The 21374-nt window shown below is 47.0% G+C and carries 14 protein-coding genes; 6 read left to right on the plus strand and 8 right to left on the minus strand.

From position 1 onward, the window contains the following. Positions 1-36: 36 nt before the first annotated feature. The 3 genes from infB to rimP are packed head-to-tail and all read right to left on the minus strand — an operon-like array spanning position 37 to position 4909. Positions 37-3147: a translation initiation factor IF-2 gene (gene infB / locus AB9P05_RS07795; protein ID WP_371908257.1), complete on the minus strand. Its 3111-nt coding sequence runs from the start codon at positions 3145-3147 to the stop codon at positions 37-39. 43 nt (positions 3148-3190) lie between these two features. After that, positions 3191-4432, minus strand: a complete 1242-nt coding sequence (gene nusA, locus AB9P05_RS07800; RefSeq protein ID WP_371908258.1) for a transcription termination factor NusA — start codon at positions 4430-4432, stop codon at positions 3191-3193. 9 nt (positions 4433-4441) lie between these two features. Then, a complete protein-coding gene (rimP, locus tag AB9P05_RS07805; RefSeq protein ID WP_371908259.1) occupies positions 4442-4909 on the minus strand; it encodes a ribosome maturation factor RimP in 468 nt (155 codons plus the stop codon). Positions 4910-5108: 199 nt separating this feature from the next. On the opposite strand from rimP, the gene AB9P05_RS07810 reads away from it, so the two are divergent. Further along, positions 5109-6140, plus strand: coding sequence for a M28 family peptidase (locus tag AB9P05_RS07810; protein ID WP_371908260.1), 1032 nt, complete (start codon positions 5109-5111; stop codon positions 6138-6140). Between the two features lie 235 nt (positions 6141-6375). Here the strand turns inward: AB9P05_RS07810 and AB9P05_RS07815 are convergent, their stop codons facing one another. The 3 genes from AB9P05_RS07815 to AB9P05_RS07825 all read right to left on the minus strand — a co-directional run bounded on the left by AB9P05_RS07815 (position 6376) and on the right by AB9P05_RS07825 (position 11299). Next, positions 6376-7404 carry a PorP/SprF family type IX secretion system membrane protein gene (locus AB9P05_RS07815; protein WP_371908261.1) on the minus strand — a complete coding sequence of 343 codons (1029 nt, stop codon included), beginning with the start codon at positions 7402-7404 and terminating at the stop codon, positions 6376-6378. Between the two features lie 10 nt (positions 7405-7414). Beyond that, complete coding sequence (locus tag AB9P05_RS07820; RefSeq protein ID WP_371908262.1) at positions 7415-10291, minus strand: cadherin-like domain-containing protein; 2877 nt, start codon at positions 10289-10291, stop codon at positions 7415-7417. A 174-nt stretch (positions 10292-10465) separates the two neighbouring features. Then, on the minus strand, positions 10466-11299 hold the full coding sequence (locus AB9P05_RS07825) for an ion transporter (RefSeq protein ID WP_371908263.1): 834 nt from the start codon (positions 11297-11299) through the stop codon (positions 10466-10468). Positions 11300-11547: 248 nt separating this feature from the next. Here AB9P05_RS07825 and radA point away from each other — a divergent pair, with 248 nt between their 5' ends. Together radA and AB9P05_RS07835 are read left to right on the plus strand one after the other, a co-directional pair. Further along, complete coding sequence (gene radA / locus AB9P05_RS07830) at positions 11548-12927, plus strand: DNA repair protein RadA (RefSeq protein ID WP_371908264.1); 1380 nt, start codon at positions 11548-11550, stop codon at positions 12925-12927. A gap of 498 nt (positions 12928-13425) precedes the next feature. Then, positions 13426-14025: a DUF2179 domain-containing protein gene (locus AB9P05_RS07835; RefSeq protein WP_371908265.1), complete on the plus strand. Its 600-nt coding sequence runs from the start codon at positions 13426-13428 to the stop codon at positions 14023-14025. Here the strand turns inward: AB9P05_RS07835 and AB9P05_RS07840 are convergent, their stop codons facing one another. After that, positions 14026-14949: a 1-aminocyclopropane-1-carboxylate deaminase/D-cysteine desulfhydrase gene (locus tag AB9P05_RS07840; protein ID WP_371908266.1), complete on the minus strand. Its 924-nt coding sequence runs from the start codon at positions 14947-14949 to the stop codon at positions 14026-14028. It abuts the gene before it with no gap. 70 nt (positions 14950-15019) lie between these two features. Here AB9P05_RS07840 and AB9P05_RS07845 point away from each other — a divergent pair, with 70 nt between their 5' ends. Together AB9P05_RS07845 and AB9P05_RS07850 are read left to right on the plus strand one after the other, a co-directional pair. Beyond that, positions 15020-16135: an RluA family pseudouridine synthase gene (locus AB9P05_RS07845; protein WP_371908267.1), complete on the plus strand. Its 1116-nt coding sequence runs from the start codon at positions 15020-15022 to the stop codon at positions 16133-16135. A gap of 489 nt (positions 16136-16624) precedes the next feature. Beyond that, positions 16625-18508 carry a T9SS type A sorting domain-containing protein gene (locus AB9P05_RS07850; RefSeq protein ID WP_371908268.1) on the plus strand — a complete coding sequence of 628 codons (1884 nt, stop codon included), beginning with the start codon at positions 16625-16627 and terminating at the stop codon, positions 18506-18508. A 528-nt stretch (positions 18509-19036) separates the two neighbouring features. Here the strand turns inward: AB9P05_RS07850 and AB9P05_RS07855 are convergent. Next, complete coding sequence (locus tag AB9P05_RS07855) at positions 19037-20248, minus strand: alpha/beta fold hydrolase (protein WP_371908269.1); 1212 nt, start codon at positions 20246-20248, stop codon at positions 19037-19039. A 205-nt stretch (positions 20249-20453) separates the two neighbouring features. On the opposite strand from AB9P05_RS07855, the gene AB9P05_RS07860 reads away from it, so the two are divergent. Then, entirely contained in the window at positions 20454-21356 is a 903-nt protein-coding gene (locus AB9P05_RS07860) for a sterol desaturase family protein (RefSeq protein WP_371908270.1), read from the plus strand. Positions 21357-21374: the final 18 nt, after the last annotated feature.

Consider the following 21374-nt stretch of genomic DNA (forward strand, 5'->3'; position numbering starts at 1 on the left):
CCCGGTTTTGTCTGTGAATCTATTTGTATCCGGATTTTATAATGTCCGTTTTACTTCTCTTTCTTCGAAGGCTTCTATTACGTCTCCTTCTTTAATGTCGTTGAAGTTTCTAATGCTCATACCACATTCGTAGCCCTGGCGTACTTCATTGACATCATCTTTGAAGCGTTTAAGTGCGCCAAGCTCTCCGGCGTAAACGACTATACCATCGCGAATAAGTCGAATTCTGTGGTTACGCTTGATATGACCATCTGTGACATAGCAACCTGCAACAGTACCAACTCTTGAGATTTTAAAGATATCACGTACTTCGGCGTTACCCACGATAACTTCTTCAACAGTAGGGGCAAGCATACCTTCCATGGCATCTTTAACCTCGTTGATGGCATCGTATATAATGCTGTACAATCTGATCTCAATCTCTTCCTGTTCAGCCAGCTTTCTGGCACCGGCAGAAGGCCTCACCTGGAAACCAACTACGATGGCATCGGAAGCGGAGGCAAGCAGAATATCACTTTCTGATATCTGTCCTACAGCCTTATGGATGATGTTGACCTGGACCTCGTCTGTACTCAGCTTAAGAAGTGAGTCGGAAAGGGCCTCAATAGAGCCATCCACATCACCTTTCACAATTACATTAAGCTCTTTGAAGGTACCGATAGCAAGGCGGCGACCAATCTCGTCAAGCGTAATATGTTTTTTGGTACGGATAGACTGCTCACGGTTAATCTGCTCACGCTTATTAGCAATGTCACGGGCCTCACGGTCGGTTTCCATCACCTGCAGCTTATCACCAGCCTGTGGTGCACCATCGAGTCCCAGTACAAGCACAGGGGTTGAGGGACCGGCTTTTTCCAGTTTTTTACCTCTATGGTCAAACATGGCTTTTACCTTACCGTAGTGTTGTCCAGCGAGCATTACATCTCCGATATTGAGGGTACCTGACTGCACAAGGATGGTGGTTACATACCCACGGCCTTTGTCAAGAGAGGCTTCAATAACCGTACCTGTGGCACCCCGGTTGGGGTTGGCTGTCAGTTCGAGAAGCTCTGCTTCAAGCAGTACTTTCTCAAGGAGGTCGTCAATACCCTGACCGGTTTTAGCAGAAATTTCCTGGCACTGGTACTTACCGCCCCAGTCTTCTACCAATATATTCATGTTAGCCAATTCCTCACGAATCTTGTCCGCATTGGCAGTAGGCTTATCCACTTTATTGATAGCGATCACGATAGGTACGTTAGCTACCTGTGCGTGATTAATGGCTTCCTTGGTCTGAGGCATGACGTTATCATCAGCCGCTACAACGATGATGGCAACGTCCGTCACTTTAGCCCCTCTGGCACGCATGGCGGTAAATGCCTCGTGACCCGGTGTATCCAGGAATGCGATACGCTTTCCGCTATCGGTAGTCACATCATAAGCTCCGATGTGCTGGGTGATACCACCCGCCTCACCGGCTGTAACGCGTGTATTACGGATAAAGTCAAGTAGTGAGGTTTTACCGTGGTCAACGTGTCCCATTATGGTAACGATGGGTGAGCGTTCCTCAAGTGTATCAGGATCGTCTACTATCTCCTCTACGGTCTCTTCATCTTCTGATGAAGTGAACTCTACATCGTATCCGAACTCATCGGCTATTACAGTGATGGTTTCGGCGTCAAGTCTTTGGTTAATGGAAACGAACAGACCGAGTGAAAGGCAGGTAGAGATCACCTCATTAACGGACACGTTCATAAGGGAGGCGAGGTCATTAGCAGAGATAAACTCTGTTACCTTGAGCTTTTGAGCTTCCTGCTCTTCTCTTTCGCGCTGCTGCTCGCGCGCCTCTTCGGCTGCTGAGCGCTTGTCACGGCGGTATTTACTACGGCTTACATTACGGCCGCCTTTCTTACCTCCGCCGCCGCTAAGTTTGGCGAGGGTCTCTTTAATCTGCTCCTGAATTTCCTTATCGCTGAGCTCTTCCTTCTCGGGTTTGCCTTTTCTGGCACCTCCTCGGCCTTTGGCCCCACGATCATTCTTCTGTTGTCCGGGACGGCTACCTCCGCCACCGCCGCCTCCTTTGCCATCAACTGGCTTGGAGATGCGCTTGCGGCGTTTCTTGCCTTTTTTATCGCGGTCATCGGAAGAAGCAACCGGCTTGGCCTTTTTCTTAGACTTGCTTTCGGGCAGCTCAATCTTACCTAACACGGTAAGGCCTTTGAGCTGATTAGCTTTAGCAGAGATTACTTTCTCATCTTTGGGAGCGGAGTCAGCTTCTTGCTTTTTGCCTTCACTGGCAGCAGGTTTCTCGGCGGGCTTCTGCTTTGCAGATGCCGCAGCTTCTGTTTTTTCTTTCACTTCAGGCTTTTTCTCGGCCTCAGGCTGCTTTTGCGCAGCCGGCTTTTCTTGTTGCTTGGGAGCATCTACCTTTTTCTCTTTATTCTCTGAAGGTTTCTCCTCAGGCTTTTTAGGTACTTCAGGCTGCTGAGGAGGTTTGACAGGACCTTCGGTCTCTTTTTTCTCCTCTTTTTTAGGCTCAGGCTTGGCCTCTTCTTTGGTCTCTTTAGCAGCAGGCTGCTGTGGTTTTTCAGCAGGCTTTTCGGCCTTAGCCTCAGGCTGTGGAGCAGGCTTTTCGGGAGCCTTCTCTTCTTTCTTTTCCTCTTTTTTCTCCTGCGGGGTAGCTTTTGCCTTCCCTTTCTGGTCGAGGTCTATTTTACCTACTACTTTTATACCCTGTAGCCTGGCAGAGCTACCGACTTTATTATCGTCTTTTTCTTCAGAGGATTTTTCTTCTTTGGCGGGCTCTTTCTTATGATCAGAGGCTTTAGGGGCTTCTTCTTCAGCCTTGCCTTTGTCCACATTGATCCCTTTAATAAAAATCTCCTCTTCTTCGTCCTTCTTACCTTGCTGGGCAGGATCGCTCTCAGTGTCGATAACGACATTGCCCGCGTGTTTTTTGCCAATGGTGAGGCCGGAAGCTTCTTCTTTTTCCATAGCGGAAGACGCAAACTCCTTCGCGAGCATGTTATACTGCTCCATTGAAATCTTGGAGTTAGGATTGTCTTCCACCTCGAAGCCCTTAGTAGCCAAATGCTCCACAATGGTATTTTTACCTATGTTTAGCTTCCGCGCTACCTGACTAAGCCTCATCATTTTTTCTTCTGCCATACACAAAAATAGGTATAAACTCGGTATTTACTAAAATAATATCTTACTCGAACTCCTGACGTAGTATTCTGAAGACTTCCTCGACCGTTTCCTGCTCCAGGTCTGTACGTCGAACAATGTCCTCTTCAGTAAGCACCAGCACGCTCTTGGCGGTGTCAAGGCCTACTCTTTTGAGTTCGTCAATCACCCAGCCTTCTATCTCATCAGAGAATTCTACCAGGGCGACATCTTCTTCTTCAGCCTCGGAAAGCTCACGGAACACATCAATCTCCATGCCTACGAGTTTAGAGGCAAGCTTGATGTTTTGTCCGCCTTTACCGATTGCCAGGCTTACCTGGTCAGGCTTCAGGAACACACTCACACGATCCGTATCCTCGTCTATTTTAATGCTGCTGATCTTAGCAGGGCTAAGCGCACGCTGAATATATAGCTCAAGGTTATCGGTATAATTGATCACATCGATGTTCTCGTTTTGCAACTCGCGCACGATGCTATGGATACGTGAACCTTTCATACCTACACAGGCACCAACCGGGTCGATACGGTCATCATAGCTTTCCACAGCTACTTTAGCACGCTCTCCGGGCTCACGCACAACTTTCTTAATATTGATAAGTCCATCGTATACCTCTGGTACTTCACTCTCGAAAAGCCTTTCGAGAAACACGGGTGAGGTTCTGGACAGTATAATGCGCGGATTACCATTTACCATTTCGACACGGTGTACGATAGCCCTGGCATTGTCTCCTTTCCGGAACCGGTCTTTCCCGATCTGTTCGTTCTTAGGAAGTATAAGTTCGTTACCTTCGGCATCGATGAGAAGCACTTCACGGCCCAGTATCTGATATACTTCTCCGATGATGATCTCACCTACTACTTCTTTATACTGCTGGAACAGAATATCCTTTTCCAGATCTTTTACCTTCTGAATGAGGGTCTGTCTGGCAGTCATAACGGCCCGGCGTCCGAAGTGCTCAAGCTTAATCTCTTCCGCTACTTCCTCTCCTATCTCAAAATCGGGCTCGATCTTTTGTGCTTCAGAGAGGCTAATTTTATCATCGTCCCAAATGTCTTCGGAATTATCATCGACAATCTCCCTGAAACGCCATATTTCAAGGTCTCCCTTGTCGGCGTTGATGATGATATCAAAATTCTCATCGGAGTTATATTTTTTCCGGATCATCGTCCGAAAAACGTCCTCAAGAATACGGATCATCGTAGGACGATCTATGTTTTTGCCGCGAGCAAACTCGGCAAATGACTCAATCAGATTTCCCGAATCCATTGCAATGGTTTAAAATGACACTAATACAATCGTTTTTCGAATATCGTTAAAAGGAATTTCGGTTTCCTTTTTATTAATTTTTCGCTTGACCTTGGTTTCTTTATTGATGAGCACTTTATCATCGTGCACCTCAAGCAATTCACCTACAGCTTCTTTGTCATCCTCAAGGGTAATTCTGACCCGGCGACCGATATTTTTACGGTACTGCCTGATACTAGCCAGGGGATGGTCGAGACCGGGAGACGACACCTCGAGCGTATACGCACTGTCTACGAGGTCGTTTTCTTCCAGGTCATTACCCACTTTCCGGCTGATATCTGCACAGGTATCAATAGAAACCCCCTGATCACCATCAATAAGAATTAATACTTTTTTACCCGTATTCGTTCCTTTGATAATGATATCTACCAAAAAAGCAGATTCATCAGGAAGATTCTCTTCCACCAGGTTCGCTATATGTGTTTTAAGATCCGTCACGAAAAAAACGATGCATAAGAATAAAAAGAGGGGACTGGTGTCCCCTCTATACTCTTGACAATATTTTCTAAGTGCAAATGTAGGAAAATAATTCCTCCAAACAAATAATTTCGGCTATGCAGGACCGTTTTCGTAACTTAGCGAACTCCGGAGGATGTGGTCCCGGAATTATGAAAAGAAACCATCAAAAGCCAACCGAATGAGTCTTTATTGTACATTCAAGACAATCCTGATAACTACGCTGCTATTTATAGTGTTTGCCTGCGACACAGAAAAAAAGGAGGAAGGCTCCCGTACGACCGGGGGTGAGACGAATAAGCCGAAGGGGAATGCAAATAAGGCTGAAGTGGATGTACCTGATTTCAATGCTGACTCAGCTTACTACTTTATAGAAAGGCAGGTGGCTTTGGGCCCACGTGTGCCGGGGACGCAGGAGCATATGGAAACAGGCAATTACCTGATAGAACAGTTGGAGGGGTTTGGTGCGCGGGTACAGGTACAATCATTCGAGGCAGAGGCTTATGACGGGACTATGTTACCACTGAGGAATATTTTTGCGGCCTTTTACCCTGAGAAAACGCGGCGGATATTACTGGCTGCACATTGGGACACGAGGCCGTTTGCAGATAAGGATGATGAGCGAGAACGTGAGCCGATCATGGGTGCTAATGATGGTGGCAGCGGCGTGGGGGTGCTGCTTGAAATAGCACGGATGCTACAGGAGAGTGAGCCTTCTGTGGGGGTGGATATCATGCTTTTTGACGGGGAGGATTACGGCCAGCCTCAGTGGGATACGGACTATAGCCGTAAGGGTGAAACATACTGCCTGGGCTCCCAATACTGGGCAGAAAACAAAATGCCACGCAACTACGCGGCTTACTATGGTATTCTGCTGGATATGGTAGGGGCTGAAAACGCACGTTTCGGCAGGGAGTATTATAGCATGCAATATGCGCCTACTATCGTGGATAAGGTGTGGGAAAAAGCCCGGGAGCTAGGCTATGGCAGCTTTTTCCTGCAGGAGCAGGCGGGCGGCATCACGGATGATCACTACTTTGTGAATCAGACGGGCATACCTATGATTGATATTATTGAGTATCATCCACAAAGGGATTTTGGCTGGTATCATCACACGCATGACGATAACATGGACATCATAAGCCGTCGTACGTTAGAGGCGGTAGGTGAAACGGTGAGTCATGTGATTTGGAATGAGGAGGGGAGTAAATAGATTCCTGTAAGCCGGGATAAAGTAAAACAAAAGCAGACCCCTATAAGGCCTGCTTTTGAAATATACTGCAAAAAAACCCATTGATCTGACCAGGTAATCCTGTCGCCTCCGTAGAATTGGGTCTGTAACTATTGGCTGCGATAGCTTACCCGGCCGTCAATTCATGAGTATGACAACCGCATGTTCTCAATTCCATAAATGAGACTTGAAAAATCCCCCGGACCGGGGGAGTAAATTACCTGGGCCCTCCTGCTACAGGGGGTGAGAGTAAAAAGGACAGCATGACCTCATGGCTGTTATTTCCAAGTTGGCTCAGGTTATCATTGGTGATAACCTCATAGGTATAGTTAAGGGTATATTGTCCGCGGAAAGTAAATCCGGCGGTAAGACCTGCGGAACGATGGAGCTTATACACCAGCCCTCCGGCTACCTGATCACGCCATTCTGCCTGGACCACAGCGGAAGCCTGAATATTTTGCAGCTCATCGTATCGTAAGAGAAATGAAGGCTTAATATTCCATACAGACCGTGGCAGATCAAAATCTGCCCCGCCTATTACTGAATGGAACATGTAATTCACCTGTGTCTCGGTGCTGTTGTCTGTGTCCAGTGCCACCTCGGTAGCGCTGTGCAGGGTATATCCAAAATAAAAGTTATCTGAATACAGGGAAAGGCCGAGGTCCAGATTCAGGAAATTACGTGATGACCCTACACTTATTAAGCTGAAGTAAACAAAGTCATTTTCAGCATCACGAGGGCGGATTTCTCCGGGATCGAGACGTGGGTTTACGAGTTCGAGCCCTATTCCGGCACTGGCACGTAACTTACTGGTCAAGGGTAGGTGAACACTGTAGTTACCACTGAGCCGGTTGGTAATAAACGGACCGGATTCATATCTGGAAATAAAAAACCCAAGGCCATGTTTTAGCTCATTACTGCCTGCCTGACGTAATCGCTCTACTTGTTGTGCAGAGGTGCTGGTACGCATGGTTTGTTGGGACCTGAAAAGGTTTCGGTAGCGGGTTATGGCGCCTGTACCGCCAACAAAAATGGTGGAGGGGCCATTATCGAATCCGGTAAAGGGCTGCCGGTAACCTGCCTGTACTTTCCACCCCGAATCTATACCGCTGAGTGCGGGGTTGATCCCGTAAAGTGTCTGGTCGAAGCGGCTGAAAAGCAATGCTTCCTGCGACCGGGCGAACCCTACAGAGAGAAAAATGAAGATAAGAGCGGACGAACCAGCTCTTTTCAAAAAAATCAGCATAAAGGTGTTCTCATCTTTCCAACAGCAACGTACCTGATACGCGCTGAGGTGAATTACCTAATATTTCCACTACGTAATAATATGTGCCATCCGGTGCTTCGCGGCCATTAACGGTACCGTCCCACTCTACTGAGGGGTCTGTTGTCTCAAAAACAAGGGTGCCCGACCGGTCCAGCACCAGCACGTGAACAGGCTCCTGCAGGTTGAGGTGAGCGATGCCCCAGGTATTATTATCATCGGTACCCCCAGGGGTGATAAGGTTGTAAATCAGTCTCTCCAGACCCAAAAAACGGGGTTCGTACACTATGATTTGAAATTGCTCTTCGGTAAAGGCTCCCTCTTCATCAGTGGCCCTTACGCGAATGGGGTAGGCACCTGCCGTATCAAGAGAAACGCCACCCCCTACCAATAGCCTATTCTGATCAATATCAAACAGGTTGTTGTATTGACTGCCCTCTCCGTCTACAAGCGTGTATGTATGCGAGTCAAAAAGGTCCTCATCATCTACGATGAATCGCCCGACAAGAAAGCCGGCATTGGTACCAACCTCTAGAGAGTCCGCATTTAATTCTATGCTAACCGGCGCATCATTTACATTTGTGACAGTGAGGGTAAAAACAACATTGGCAGATTGGCCGGCCCTGTCAGTGGCAATTACCTGCAGCTCTTCCACCCCTACGTCCTGATTAAGGGGGGTTCCGGAAATAGTTCTTGTAATGGGGTCAAAACTGATCCAGTCCGGTAGCCTGGGGTCGGTAAAGTGGCGAAGCTCATAGGTGAGCACATCACCCGGATCACGAAATACGCTCTCGGGAATGGTATAGGTGTATTCCACATCTTCGGGGGTGGTCTGGTCGGGTATTGCCTCTGCGACTACTGGCGGGTTATCTACCTCAGCTACTAATATTTCAAATCGAGTGTCAGGCAACTGGCCGCCGGCCCCATCTCTAAGTACAAAGCGGAAATAGTCCTCGTTGGCATTATTGCCATAGTGAGCATAGGTGATCACATTGTTATTAATATCGGCCTGCGTGAATTGCTGGTTTATGGTGATGCGATTACCGTTTTTGAGTAAATCACCGTTGGTGGGCACGCGGGTGACTGTATATGTAAGCTCAATATTGGTGTTGTCTTCATCACTAGCGAGTAACAATTGGTTAGTGATGGTTTCGGTCCCGCCCTGGTCTATAGCAAGCCCACGATTAGTTACCAATACGGGGGAATCGTTTCCAGGAGTGATGCTGATATTTATAATAAATGCACTTAAAGATCCACCGGCCCCATCACTGACACTCACTCTAAAGCTATCTGAGGTGGTGTTAGATCCATTATGTTGATAAACCAAACGTCCCTGGTTTATTTGAGCCTGGGTAAAGGTGGCGGGATTAGCATTGCCATTTAGCTCCAAAATGCCATTGGCGGGTCTGGTGACTACGGAATAGGTGATATTAGCGGGAGCCTGTTCAATATCTGTTACCAGGAGTTCATTATTAGAAACTGTTACGGAGGCTCCTTCATTTACGGAAAGGGTGTTATTCTTAATAAGTTCGGGAGGGTCATTTACGGGATCGATACTTATGTTAAATTCCTGCCGGGTGAGGTTTATCCCGTCAGTTAGCTGCAGTACGACCTGGTATGGGCTATTGGCGAGTTCGGGGTCATCGGGTGTGCCGCTAAGTCGTGCGGCTGGTGCGGTGGTAGCATTATTATTTACAGTAAAGGTGAGCCAATCAGGCAGTTGCACGGCTACTATAACTAACTCGTCGTTCTCAGGATCCTCTACAGTGATGTCATAGGTGTAAGCTTGCTCTTCGGTAGCAGATGAAGGGGCAGCAGAGGTAATATCAGGGCTTAAATTGGCTTCGAAGTTGGTTTCATACGAACCTGCATCAGCACGGTCATTTCTTACAAACCTTCTGGTGTCCAGGCCGGGGGTAGGGTTTTCACTAAAGTCAACCGCATCAGAATTATCGGGAATGCTATGACTGCGCACAGCCCCGCCATTCAATGCAAGATTACTCAGGTTAATGTCTGTGTCAGGCTGGTCACGATTGGTGAAAATATCGGGATTATCATCTGCTATGTTTCCCCTGGAGTCCACACTATAGCGATCATCTACCAGGACGGAATTGAGTCCGTTATCCCGAAAAATGTTGTTCCTGATATTGAGAGGGGCCTCGCCACCGCCACTTTCCATCATGATGGCATCGGCTATATTGGCCGAAAAGCGGATGTCACTATTACCGAAAAAGGTATTATTGAGAATGTTAAACCGGCTGTTGTCATTATTACTGGCCAGACCTAAAATAGCCCCACCACCTAAGCTGGCAAAGAAACCCTGCTGGTTGTTTTGGCTGAATGTGCAGTTCTCTATGGTTATTTCCCGGTCGGTATTAAGGAATATGGCTCCACCTCCTCCATTGGTAGCGGCAGGAGTGGTGACGTAGTTGGACAGGAAGAGTGATCTGGCGAGAAAAAGTGTGGCCCGGTCCTCTACTGAAATGGCTCCTCCCGCCCGGGCTGCATCATTATCGACGAATTCACAGTCACTAACATTAAGTGTGGAAGCGGACCCTGTCACATAAACGGCTCCTCCCTGGCTACCTGAACTACCGAGTTCGAGCCTAAGATTTCGCAGGGTGAGGGTGCCATTGGTCACATTAAAAATGCGTGTCTGCCCATTGCCATCATTATCGGAGTCTCCGCTGATAGTGAGCTTATCTGCGCCGGGGCCTACAAGCCTTAGGGACTTATCTATTACGATCTGTGTATTCAGGCGAACCACAGCGCCTGGCTCCAGGGCAAAGGTAATGGTAGCTCCGGCAGAGGCATCTGTCACCACCTGCCTGAGAGACCCCTCTCCGGAATTGGCGGTGTTGGTAACCATTTGGGCCAGTACATTTACCGATAAAAGGGAAAGCAGGGCCGAGAAAAAAAGTGGTCTAGTTATACTGCGCATAAAACGGATAACCGTAATCTCAAAAAATTTAACGAAAAAGCGCTGACAATAAAAAAGGAAAATTATGAAATTTATTCAACATATCACGATTAGGGCAGGCGTTTATTCGGAAAGGGGGGAACCGCAATTGTAGCAATACTTGGCTCTTTCCTTGTGTCCGGCCGCATGGCATGAAGGGCACCTGCGTACTCCGTTATTATCCTTATAGTCACCTTCGGCGCGGGAGAGCTCGACTGATACAATGCCTGTGGGTACGGCTATTATACCATAGCCCATAATCATTACTGCGGCAGCGAGTGTCTGTCCAACAGTGGTTTGGGGGGCAATGTCTCCATAACCTACGGTGGTGAGGGTGACAATGGCCCAGTAGATACTTTTTGGGATGCTTGTAAACCCATTGGTGGGGCCTTCAATCAGATACATGACAGAACCAATGATGAGTGTAAGGGCAAATACTGCTCCTAAAAACACGGTGATCTTAGCTGCACTGGCATAGAGGGCTTTTTTTAGTACTTCTGCCTCGCCCAGGTAGCGTGACAGCTTTAATATTCTGAAAATCCTTAATAATCTAAGGCCTCTTACGACGAGCAGGTACTGGGAGCCGGTAAGAATGAGGGAGAGGTAGGTGGGTAGAATTGAAAAAAAGTCTACGAGTCCATAGAAACTGAATATATATCGCCAGGGCTTGCCGGCTGAGATAATCCGGAGTATGTATTCAATGGTGAACAGTATGGTAAAGGTCCATTCGAGGGTCCTCATAAGCCCTAAATAATCCGCTCTGAGCTCATTTACACTTTCGAGCACAACTATTAGAATGCTCAAAAGAATAGCGATCAACAGGGCAATATCAAATCCTTTTCCAGCGGGAGTATCTGCCTCAAATATGACTTCGTGCAGGTGCTTACGCCAGGATTCTTTGATTACGGATTTATCCAAAGTGTATTTGATTGGGTGGTAATAAGGCAGGAAGCCTACCTAACGGACTATCAGAGGCCATTAATGTTTTATGGAGAAAGAATGGCTAATGGCAACTGTATCCGCAGCAATGGCTAATTGATTTCAAGGTACGCTTATTTTTATTGAGGCAGGGGCTTTGGGTTTCTTGTGCATGGGGCCCCGGGGAATTTTTTATTTTTCTTACGGCAGAATATTACTTTTGGCTATCGAAAGTAAAAGATAAGCATTTGGCTAAAACGAAAACAACCTATTTCTGTCAAAACTGCGGGGTACAGTCAGCGAAATGGCTGGGCAAGTGCCCGTCGTGCCATGAGTGGAACACTTATGTGGAAGAGGTGATTGCCACGGGAAAGGCGGACAAGCGTGACTGGAAACAGGGGAGCTCTTCGAGTGACCGTAAGGTGAATAAACCTAAAACGCTGAAGGAAATTACCTACAGGGAAGAAGAAAGGGTGGATACGGGGGATCGAGAGCTAAACCGGGTACTGGGGGGCGGAATTGTACCGGGGTCGCTGGTGCTTATCGGGGGCGAACCCGGGATAGGTAAGTCTACGCTTATGCTGCAGATAGCACTTAAGCTGGCACGTATTAAGGTGCTTTATATCTCAGGGGAGGAAAGCGCCAGGCAGATCAAGATGCGGGCCTCACGAATGAAAGACAGCTCGGATAACTGTTACATACTGACGGAAACGGGAACCCAGCAGATATTCAAGCAACTGGAAAATATGGAGCCGGATGTGGTAGTGGTGGATTCGATACAAACGATGTATTCGGCACATCTGGATTCGGCTGCAGGAAGCATCAGCCAGGTAAGGGAGTGCACGGCCGAATTTATGAAGTTTGCGAAGGAAACGGGTACCCCGGTCTTTCTGATAGGACATATTACAAAAGAAGGCACGCTGGCAGGACCAAAGGTGCTGGAGCATATGGTGGATACGGTGCTACAGTTTGAAGGTGATCGTCACCTGGCGTACCGTATACTGCGCACCACGAAGAACCGCTTTGGCAGCACATCTGAGCTGGGGCTTTATGAGATGCTGAGTGATGGCCTGAGGGAGGTTTCTAACCCTAGCGAGATCCTCATTACGCAGCGTGATGAGGCACTGAGCGGGGTGGCAATAGGTGCAACACTGGAGGGCAACCGCCCTTTGCTGATAGAGATACAGTCGCTGGTGAGTGTGTCTAATTACGGAACACCGCAACGTAGCTCTACGGGGTATGATAATAAGCGACTGAATATGCTATTGGCGGTATTGGAAAAGCGGGTGGGCTTCCGGCTGGGTGCACAGGATGTATTTATTAACATAGCGGGCGGACTGAAGATAGAGGATCCGGCGATGGATCTGGCGGTAGCAATGGCGCTGATATCGTCTTTTGAGGACATGCCTATTGGGGATAAAATTTGCTTTGCTGCTGAAACCGGGCTCGGAGGGGAGCTACGGGCAGTAAACAGGCTGGAGCAGCGTATATCGGAGGCGGAAAAGCTAGGCTTCAACGTAATCTATGTGAGCCGATTTGGCATAAAGGGGCTGGATGTAGCCAAATATGGGATAGAAATTAAAGCAATGGGTAAGCTGCATGAAGTGATCCACGACCTATGGGGGTAGTTTTTTATACTTCATGCAAGTAATTAAGCAGCATACTGAAGCTGTCCGGTTTTCGGGCAGCTTTATTTTTTTTAAAGCCGCTTACCTTAAACATGCTATATTAAAATTATGCAAATACGACAGAAAGGTTGTATGGGGATAGGGGAGGTAACAGGATACGTATACTGAGGGTATACTCAAGGCGAAGGAGTAGCGAAGCAGAAGCGAGGAATAAGCGAAGGAGATACGGAGGAGTCAGTTGCAAATTTTCTGAAAAGCCAAGGACTGAGCTCCCTTTTGGGCTTATAATAGTACAAAATTCATCCGGCGTTTACAATAGGGCAGGAGTTATAAGGGGTAAGGTTGAGGGGGTAGGTAATCGGCTACCTTACTCCTGGCTCAGAAATACCGAGAGACTATAAGCAGTGCTCTTTTGATTTAGTATTCCCGATACTTCTGGATAACTTTGCAACGGAGTAATTGCCTGACAGGCGCTACGCATCAACTAACTGCGAAGTCATGGAACGTTTTTTCAGCGAAGCACTGAATGTACCCCCGGAAACATTCAGCTTTATTATTTTACCCATTCTGGTTTTTCTGGCACGCATATGTGACGTATCTATCTCTACGCTACGCATCATATTTGTATTGAATAGCCGCAAAGGCACTGCGACTATCCTGGGTTTTTTTGAATCGCTCATCTGGCTGGTAGCCATAGGACAGATCTTCCAGCATATTAATAACCCTGTTACCTATATCGCCTATGCAGGAGGTTTTGCCACGGGCACGCTTGTAGGTATGCTACTTGAGGAGAGGCTGGCCCTGGGAAGAGTGGTGGTGAGGATTATGACGCAAAAGCCTGCCACGAAGCTGGTGGATTATCTGCAGACGCATAATTTTCGCTACAGCACAGTAAAGGCAGAAAGTGAGGAGGGAATTGTGGATGTGGTCTTTACGGTACTGAAGCGTGACAGGCTGCCTGAGCTACTTGCTGTAATTGAGTCTTTCAACCCAAAGGCCTTTTACACGATAGAAGGGGTAAAAAAGGTGAGCCAAGAAGACGCGGTGGTAAGCGGGCGGCTTCGTCAGCGATGGAAGCAGGCGCTGAAAATCCGCTAATCAGAATACATCACCGTACTGCTCCCGCATGCCTTCCAGCCCTTGCAGGCCTCCGGTATGTATAGCCATTATCCTGGTATCTTTCTCAAACCGGCCCTTCCGGATCATATCTATGAGGCCAAAAAGCATTTTGCCTGTATATACAGGCTCGAGTACCACGTCATGGGTAAGCCTGAACTCTTTGATAAAAGTGGCCAGCTGGGGAGTGATTTTGGCGTAGCCTCCAAAATGGTAGTTAGTCTCGAGTTCCCAGGATACATTAGGGGCTATTACTTCATCCTGTAAAAGGTCAGCGATATCATTTTTTAAAAAATCCCCTTTTAGTGCTGAAAAGGCTATGACGTGTGTGCTGACGGTGGGGGCTATAGACAAGCCACTGATAACCCCGGCAGCGGACCCGCCTGTGCCGGCAGGAAGGGTAATAAAGTCAAAATGAAGGGGTAGCCTCTTTACCATATCTCTGCATCCCTGTACGGCCAGTTTATTTGTGCCGCCTTCGGGTAGCAGGTAGAAGTCTCCAAATTCATGGGTTAGATTCCGAAGGACCTCTTCGCTATATTTATTGCGGTAGCGCTCGCGATCTATATAATATAGTGTCATGCCAGCATTTGCAGCAGCTTGCAAGGTTGGGTTAAGGACAGGGTGCTTCTCACCGCGGATAATGCCCACCGTCTCAAAGCCGAAGCGCTTACCTGCCATTGCGGTGGCATAAATGTGGTTACTATAGGCTCCTCCAAAAGTGAGAAGTGTGCTCAGGCCCTGCTCCCGGGCGGCAGCGAGATTTAGCTTTAGCTTATGAAATTTGTTGCCCTGAATGAGGGGATCGTTCCTGTCTTCTCTGCTGAGGTAAAGAGAGACGCCTCTTTCCAGCGTATCAGGCGTGACGATCTGCTGGATGAGAGGCCGGTAAGGGTCTTTTTCCATGTCATCAAAGTTATGGGTAGCAGGGGGTGCCTCCTATCGGATCGGGCATTATTTTCTATATTTGCATCATATGGAGGAAAGAAATGAAGAAGAAAACAGGGGGGATGAGCAAAGGCCATATCCCGGTGAGGAATATGAAGGGGATTACGAAGGGAGTGCCGGTGAGGGGGATGATGAGGGTGAAAGCGATGAGCTATTCGAGCGATATCGAATAAAAACGGACCCTAAGCAAACGCTGATCAGGTTGGATAAATTTTTGGTGGACCGCCTGCCTAATGTAACGCGTAATAAGGTGCAGGAGGGGATACGTAATGATTTTATCCTGGTAAATAACTTACCTACCAAATCGAACTATAAGGTACGGCCTAATGATGTGATCACTGTTTTTCTACCACAGCCGGCGAGGGATACGGTAGTGGTACCGGAAAATATACCGCTGGACATTCTGCATGAGGATGATGACTTGCTTGTGGTAAATAAGCCTGCCGGCATGGTGGTGCATCCCGCATATAATAACTGGACGGGCACACTGGTAAATGGTTTGACGTACCACTTTCAGAACCTTCCGGTGATGAAAAATAATGAAGGCCGCCCCGGGCTGGTTCACCGTATAGATAAGGATACGAGCGGTCTACTGGTGGTGGCAAAATCAGAACGGGCGATGTCTGGTCTGGCAGAGCAGTTTTTTAATCATAGCATTGAGCGAACGTACTATGCCTTGGTGTGGGGCGAGCCAAAGGAGGAGAAAGGCACTATAGATACTAACCTTGGGCGTAGCCCAAAGGACAGGCGCATTGTGATAGCCTACCCTGAGGGTGAATACGGGCGGCATGCCGTAACTCACTATGAAGTGATCAAATATTTCCGGTATGTATCTTTAATAAAGTGTAACCTGGAGACGGGGCGTACGCATCAGATCAGGGCGCACATGGCTCACCTTGGCCATCCGCTTTTTAATGATACGAACTATGGGGGGGACCGCATTCTAAAAGGAGAGCAGTTCAGTAAGTACAAAGCATTTGTGCAGAACTGTTTTAAGCTAATGCCCCGTCAGGCTCTACATGCTAAATCTCTTGGCTTTGTACACCCGGGTACAAAGGAATGGGTACAATTTGAATCAAAACTTCCTGAAGATTTCGAAAATGTCATTGAAAAATGGGACCGATATGTCTCTTTTACCGACTAGGGGATGTATATACTGATAACCATCTAATAATCAATACAATCCATAATTTTCACTTCTCTGTATCACCTTACATCAGTCATTGATTATATAAAGGCCTCCCAAGGCGCATGGGAGGCCTTTTTAGTCACTAGTAATCAAAGGGTTACCAGATTTTTCGCTTTTAGTACATTGTAATTATGGCTTGTGATATAGCTTTTTTAATAGACTGAAAAGCAGCACCTTAGCATTGTCAACAGAACGATAGGTTGCACAAAGAAATACAGTTTTGATTAATGATATTTAGGATTGTTTGAATGATTTGGTTTGGTTGAGTTAATGTGGCTATTAAAATGCCGGGTCTGTTTCAGTCCCGGCATTTTTTATTTAACAGACAAATAATTGTACAATCTGCATCCAAACACAAAATTTATTCTGCATGACGATTATTTTAGAGAATTTTTCATTAGTTTTTTATTAATTCGAAATCTTATTAAACATTAAACTCAAAAGATGAGACACCATTTACCAGCTTTGCGCAGCATGGCATTAGCCGTGTTGTTTACTATTCTATCAGGGGCGGTTGCATTTGCCCAGCAAATCATCCCCCTGGACTCGCCATCCAAAACCACTGATGAAAACGCCATTTCCATAGGTGGTAACGCTTATGATCCGGGCACTATACTTGTAGGGAGTGTTCCGGCTAACAGCGGCTCTAAACCTGTTATCGTATTCATTCACGGATACACGGGAGATGCCAGCACGTGGTTCGGTGACAATGATATGTATGATCTCGCATATAATGCCGGATACCGGACGGCATTTGTAACTGTATACCCTGACCGTTCTATGTGGGTGAACGGTGACCTGTTTTCTCAACAGCTTACGGCTATCACTAATTACTATGGTGTACAAAAAGTGGTCGTTGTGGCTCACTCAAAAGGTGGTCTGGATACTGACGCCGCTCTGGTACACTACGGTGGCTACAGCCGTGTGAACCGGGTAGTGACGCTTGGATCTCCACACTGGGGCTCTCCCCTGGCTAACCTAGCCCAGAGTGGTTGGGTATGGTGGCTTTCTGCTGTTTTCGGACAGGTAAACGAAGCTACCTACGTAATGCAGACGGGTTACATGGACTACTTCCGTAGTGTAACGGACCCTCATGTAAATAATAATTATACTGACTTCCGCACGGTAGGCGGATGGGACTATGGTGGAAGCCTTTGGTTTAGCGGAGTATATCTTTCAGCTAATGGCGGAAGCAGCAGCAAGGGTGGTAATGATGGGGTAGTTAATTACCGCGACAGCCGCCGTCCTTCAAGCCGCGAACTTTATAGTGGTTCGGGAGATTCACGTACAAAGTATGACCACTTTGAGCTCAACATCGGTTCAAACTTCTGGAGTACTGTTCGCAGCCAGCTTCCTTCTACACTGGCCAGAGAGTCTGCAGGATCTCTTACGGCAGCCAATGAAAATCCTCACGCTACTGTAAACAGCAACATGCTGGTGCTGGCCTCAGAAGGCGGAATGGAACGTTTTCGTATAGACAATGCCCGCGGGGTAACGATAGAGATCAGGCAGCCTGAGAATGCCTCTGACCAGGCACGAATAGCGGGTCCTTTCACTGGTGCCATGCGCAATGCGACGACGGAAAGAAAACCTGCTGAAGCCACTGACATACTACCCGGATCAGTAATGCGCACCCAAATTACCAACCCTGAGAATGGTGAGTACTTTGTAGAGGCGGAAGGTCCTTACCTTGCAATAGTTACTATTGAGGACAATAGCCTCTTTGAACTGGAGACGGGCCTTACTGACAACAAGCTGGTATATAGTGCCGGTGAGTCTATGGAGTTACGTGTACGCCTGGCAGACAACGGAGGTAACCCGCTTTCAGACGCTACTGTCTCTGGTATGATCCGCCTGACAGGTTCACTTGAAGGTGACCGGAATATGGACCAGGCACCTGCTGAAGTTACATTTAGTTCTACTGGCGTGCCCGGTGAGTACGTTTATATCTCTGAACCTATGACACAGGCGGGTATTTATAACTTATCTATCGATGCGCGTAAGGGTGACTACACGCGTTCACTGGTACACAGTATTGGTGTGACAGACAGAACTGCAGCGCCTGTGGGTGAGACTATGGCCGAAGCCTTTCCTAATCCATTCACGGATAAGGTACAGATTCGCTTTGACCTGAGCATGGAGGCTGATGTTACGATTCGTATCCGTGACATAGCAGGCCGTGAGGTGTATAAAGAGCAATCTATGCGCAGTGCGGGATCACAATCGTTGATTTGGAGCCCTCAGGCCAGTCAGCCTGAAGGTCTTTACCTATATGAGATCAAAGCCGGTGAGCAGGTTATGAAAGGCAAGGTTATTCTTAGCCGCTAATTAGTAACAAGGCTCACATGTTATTCAAGGCAGCCTCTAAAATAGAGGCTGCCTTTATTTTTTATGATGCGGCTAAAAGGCCTTATAAGTTAGCTAACTACAGGTAAATCAGAGGAATTGGAGGTTATCGAAAAGCCTAATTTTTTTATAAGAGCAACCAAATTTTACTTTTTGACCTGATAAGTCCTTCTTATCTCATGTTACAAATCTCACCCCCTGTCTGATAAATAGGCATGCATATATGGAATAAAATGCAGTTTTAACATGAATAGAGGGTGTTTATACAATTTGGGAGGAGATGCCACCAAAATGGACATGTTATTTTCGGGGGGTTATCCAGTGTTTCATTGCCTGTTAAAGTTTCCCTTGCCAGGAAGGCGATTTTTCCGACCTTTGAATCAAGCAGAACGAAAAAATGGGGTTTAGGTGTTTTCCCCGCTTTTTCAACCAGTTATTAGTTATTAGTTTTATTTTTCTTTTGTAAGATGATCTGTTTTAAGTACCGGGATATGTATCCCGGTACTTTTTTTATTTTATAAGCTCTGTGTGAATGGTGGTCTGGGATGACATTGTTCTGTGAACAGGGCATTTATCCGCAATTTCCAATAATTTTTTCTTTTCCTCCTCATTCAACTCCCCAATAAGTTCGATTTTTCTTGTAATCTGATCTATCCGGCTGCCGGGCTTTTGGCATTCGGTACAGTCATCCGCATGCTTGTGAGCATGCTGTACATGAACACGCACTTCTTCCAGGTTGAGCCCCTTCCTGTCGGCATACATGCGCAGAGTCATGCCGGTGCAGGCGCCGAGGGATGCGGTAAGCAGGTCATAAGGGGTAGGCCCGAGGTCAGTTCCTCCCACACTTACAGGCTCATCAGCCATAAAAGAATGTTGGTCTGACTGTATTTCTGTAAGGAAGCCTTCATTTCCTGTACTTGTTACTGTCTGACTATCGGTTTCCAGATCTTCTGGCGTTTTCGGCTCCAGGTAGCGTAATGCCCATGCAGCCAGCACATACCCTGCGTAACGGCTATCCTGTTCATCACTAAGTAAGTGGTCTGCCCCATCGAGGGAGATAAAGCTTTTCGGGTGCATGGAGTAATTGTAGATTTTCTCAGCATTAACTATTTCGACCACGCGGTCCTGGGGTGAATGCATGATGAGCAGAGCCTTCCCGAGCTTTCTTATCCTATCTTTCATCCGGTATTCCTCCAGATCATCCAGAAATTGCTTTTTTATACTAAAGTGACGGCCTGCTATGCTTACTCTGGCGGCTCCTTCTTGCAATATCTTATCCTTTTCCTTACCTATTAGCCGGGTTACATGCTCAGGATCAGATGGGGCGCCTATAGTGACAAGGGCCTTTACGGAGTCCAGGCGGGCAGCTGCTACGAGAACGGCTGCGCCACCAAGGCTGTGGCCTATCAGGAGCTGTGGAGCTTCATAATGGTCCTGCAGATAGGTGGCTGCTGACACCAGGTCTTCAGTATTTCCAGAGAAGGTGGTATCAGCGAAGTTCCCTTCACTATTACCTAAACCGGTAAAATCGAACCGAAGAACGGCAATTTTTTGCTGGGTGAGGCTTCGGCAAATATTCGTAACGGCTTTAAAATTTTTATTACATGTGAAACAGTGAGCAAACACTGCATAAGCGTCTGGCTGTCCGTTTACCGGCATTTCTAACCGGCCGCTCAGCTCATGCCCGTCTTTATTTATAAAGTTTATCCGAATTGTTTTCATTCTTAATGAGTTATGGGATGAAGCTTATGAAGTACAGATAGTTACCTGTTATAAATTTGGTAAAAAGTGAGCGCTGTTGACAGGGATTTTTTATTTTTCCCGTTTAAATTTGCCCTTTAAGACATTAAAAAGGCAAAAGCTTTTTAGCCACACATAATTGCCGTATTTTCCGGCTTATTCGCCCAAATAGCAGACAGATTATTTTATGCAAACAGAAAAAATAACCTTAGAACAGCTAAGGCAAATGGACCTCCCTGAGGTAATTATATACGCTGCTCCTGTTATGTTCGCATTGGTCATGCTCGAATGGTTTATCAGCTTTCGCAAGAACCATAAAACGTATGTCACTAAGGAGTTCTTTTCTGCATCAGCTATAGGTTTGGTAAATGTAGGCATTAGCGCCCTGCTAAAGTTCAGTACATTTGCCATCGTTTTATTTTTCTATAATTTATCGCCTCTGCGAATTCCGTTTACGTGGTGGTCATTTCCCCTTTGCCTTATTGCGATAGACTTCTGCCGCTACTGGGCTCACAGGGTAGCTCATGAGCAGCGCATGTGGTGGGCTACTCATGTGACGCATCACAGCTCTGAAAATTACAACTTTGCAGTGTCTTTCAGGCTGTCATGGACTCAACATATAAAGCTGATTTTCTTCCTTCCGGTTGCCCTTATGGGGTTTCATCCGGTGGTTTTTTTCATTTGCCATCAGATAGAGGTACTTTACCAGTTCTGGATCCATACGGAATATATAGGTAAGCTGCATCCGGTTATTGAATACATATTTACGACGCCAAGCCATCACAGGGTACATCATGCCCGTAATGAGAAGTACCTGGACAAGAACTATGGATCTACACTGATCATATGGGACAGGATGTTTGGCACTTTTCAGGCTGAGGAGGAAAAGCCGGAATACGGAATTACTGAGCCTGTTAACAGCTATAATCCTGTTTACCTCGTATTTCACGAATGGGTGGATATTGTTCGTGACCTGGGTAGTGTACGCAGCCCGAAAGAAGCCTGGAACATTATGTTTGGCAGGCCTGCGGACAAGGTTAAATTCCGGCAGTTAGTTGAAGAACGTAAGAAAATAAAAAAACCTGCCTAACAGCAGGTTTTCTTTTTT

The sequence above is a fragment of the Roseivirga sp. BDSF3-8 genome (genome assembly GCF_041449215.1).
GTDB lineage: Bacteria > Bacteroidota > Bacteroidia > Cytophagales > Cyclobacteriaceae > JBGNFV01.

Coding starts and splice junctions, on each gene's coding strand:
- AB9P05_RS07860 (WP_371908270.1), top strand. CDS start 20,454: ATGCAAACAGAAAAAATAACCTTAGAACAGCTAAGGCAAATGGACCTC.
- AB9P05_RS07810 (WP_371908260.1), top strand. CDS start 5,109: ATGAGTCTTTATTGTACATTCAAGACAATCCTGATAACTACGCTGCTA.
- AB9P05_RS07850 (WP_371908268.1), top strand. CDS start 16,625: ATGAGACACCATTTACCAGCTTTGCGCAGCATGGCATTAGCCGTGTTG.
- AB9P05_RS07815 (WP_371908261.1), bottom strand. CDS start 7,404: ATGCTGATTTTTTTGAAAAGAGCTGGTTCGTCCGCTCTTATCTTCATT.
- infB (WP_371908257.1), bottom strand. CDS start 3,147: ATGGCAGAAGAAAAAATGATGAGGCTTAGTCAGGTAGCGCGGAAGCTA.
- AB9P05_RS07840 (WP_371908266.1), bottom strand. CDS start 14,949: ATGGAAAAAGACCCTTACCGGCCTCTCATCCAGCAGATCGTCACGCCT.
- AB9P05_RS07855 (WP_371908269.1), bottom strand. CDS start 20,248: ATGAAAACAATTCGGATAAACTTTATAAATAAAGACGGGCATGAGCTG.
- AB9P05_RS07845 (WP_371908267.1), top strand. CDS start 15,020: ATGGAGGAAAGAAATGAAGAAGAAAACAGGGGGGATGAGCAAAGGCCA.
- AB9P05_RS07835 (WP_371908265.1), top strand. CDS start 13,426: ATGGAACGTTTTTTCAGCGAAGCACTGAATGTACCCCCGGAAACATTC.
- AB9P05_RS07820 (WP_371908262.1), bottom strand. CDS start 10,291: ATGGTTACCAACACCGCCAATTCCGGAGAGGGGTCTCTCAGGCAGGTG.
- nusA (WP_371908258.1), bottom strand. CDS start 4,432: ATGGATTCGGGAAATCTGATTGAGTCATTTGCCGAGTTTGCTCGCGGC.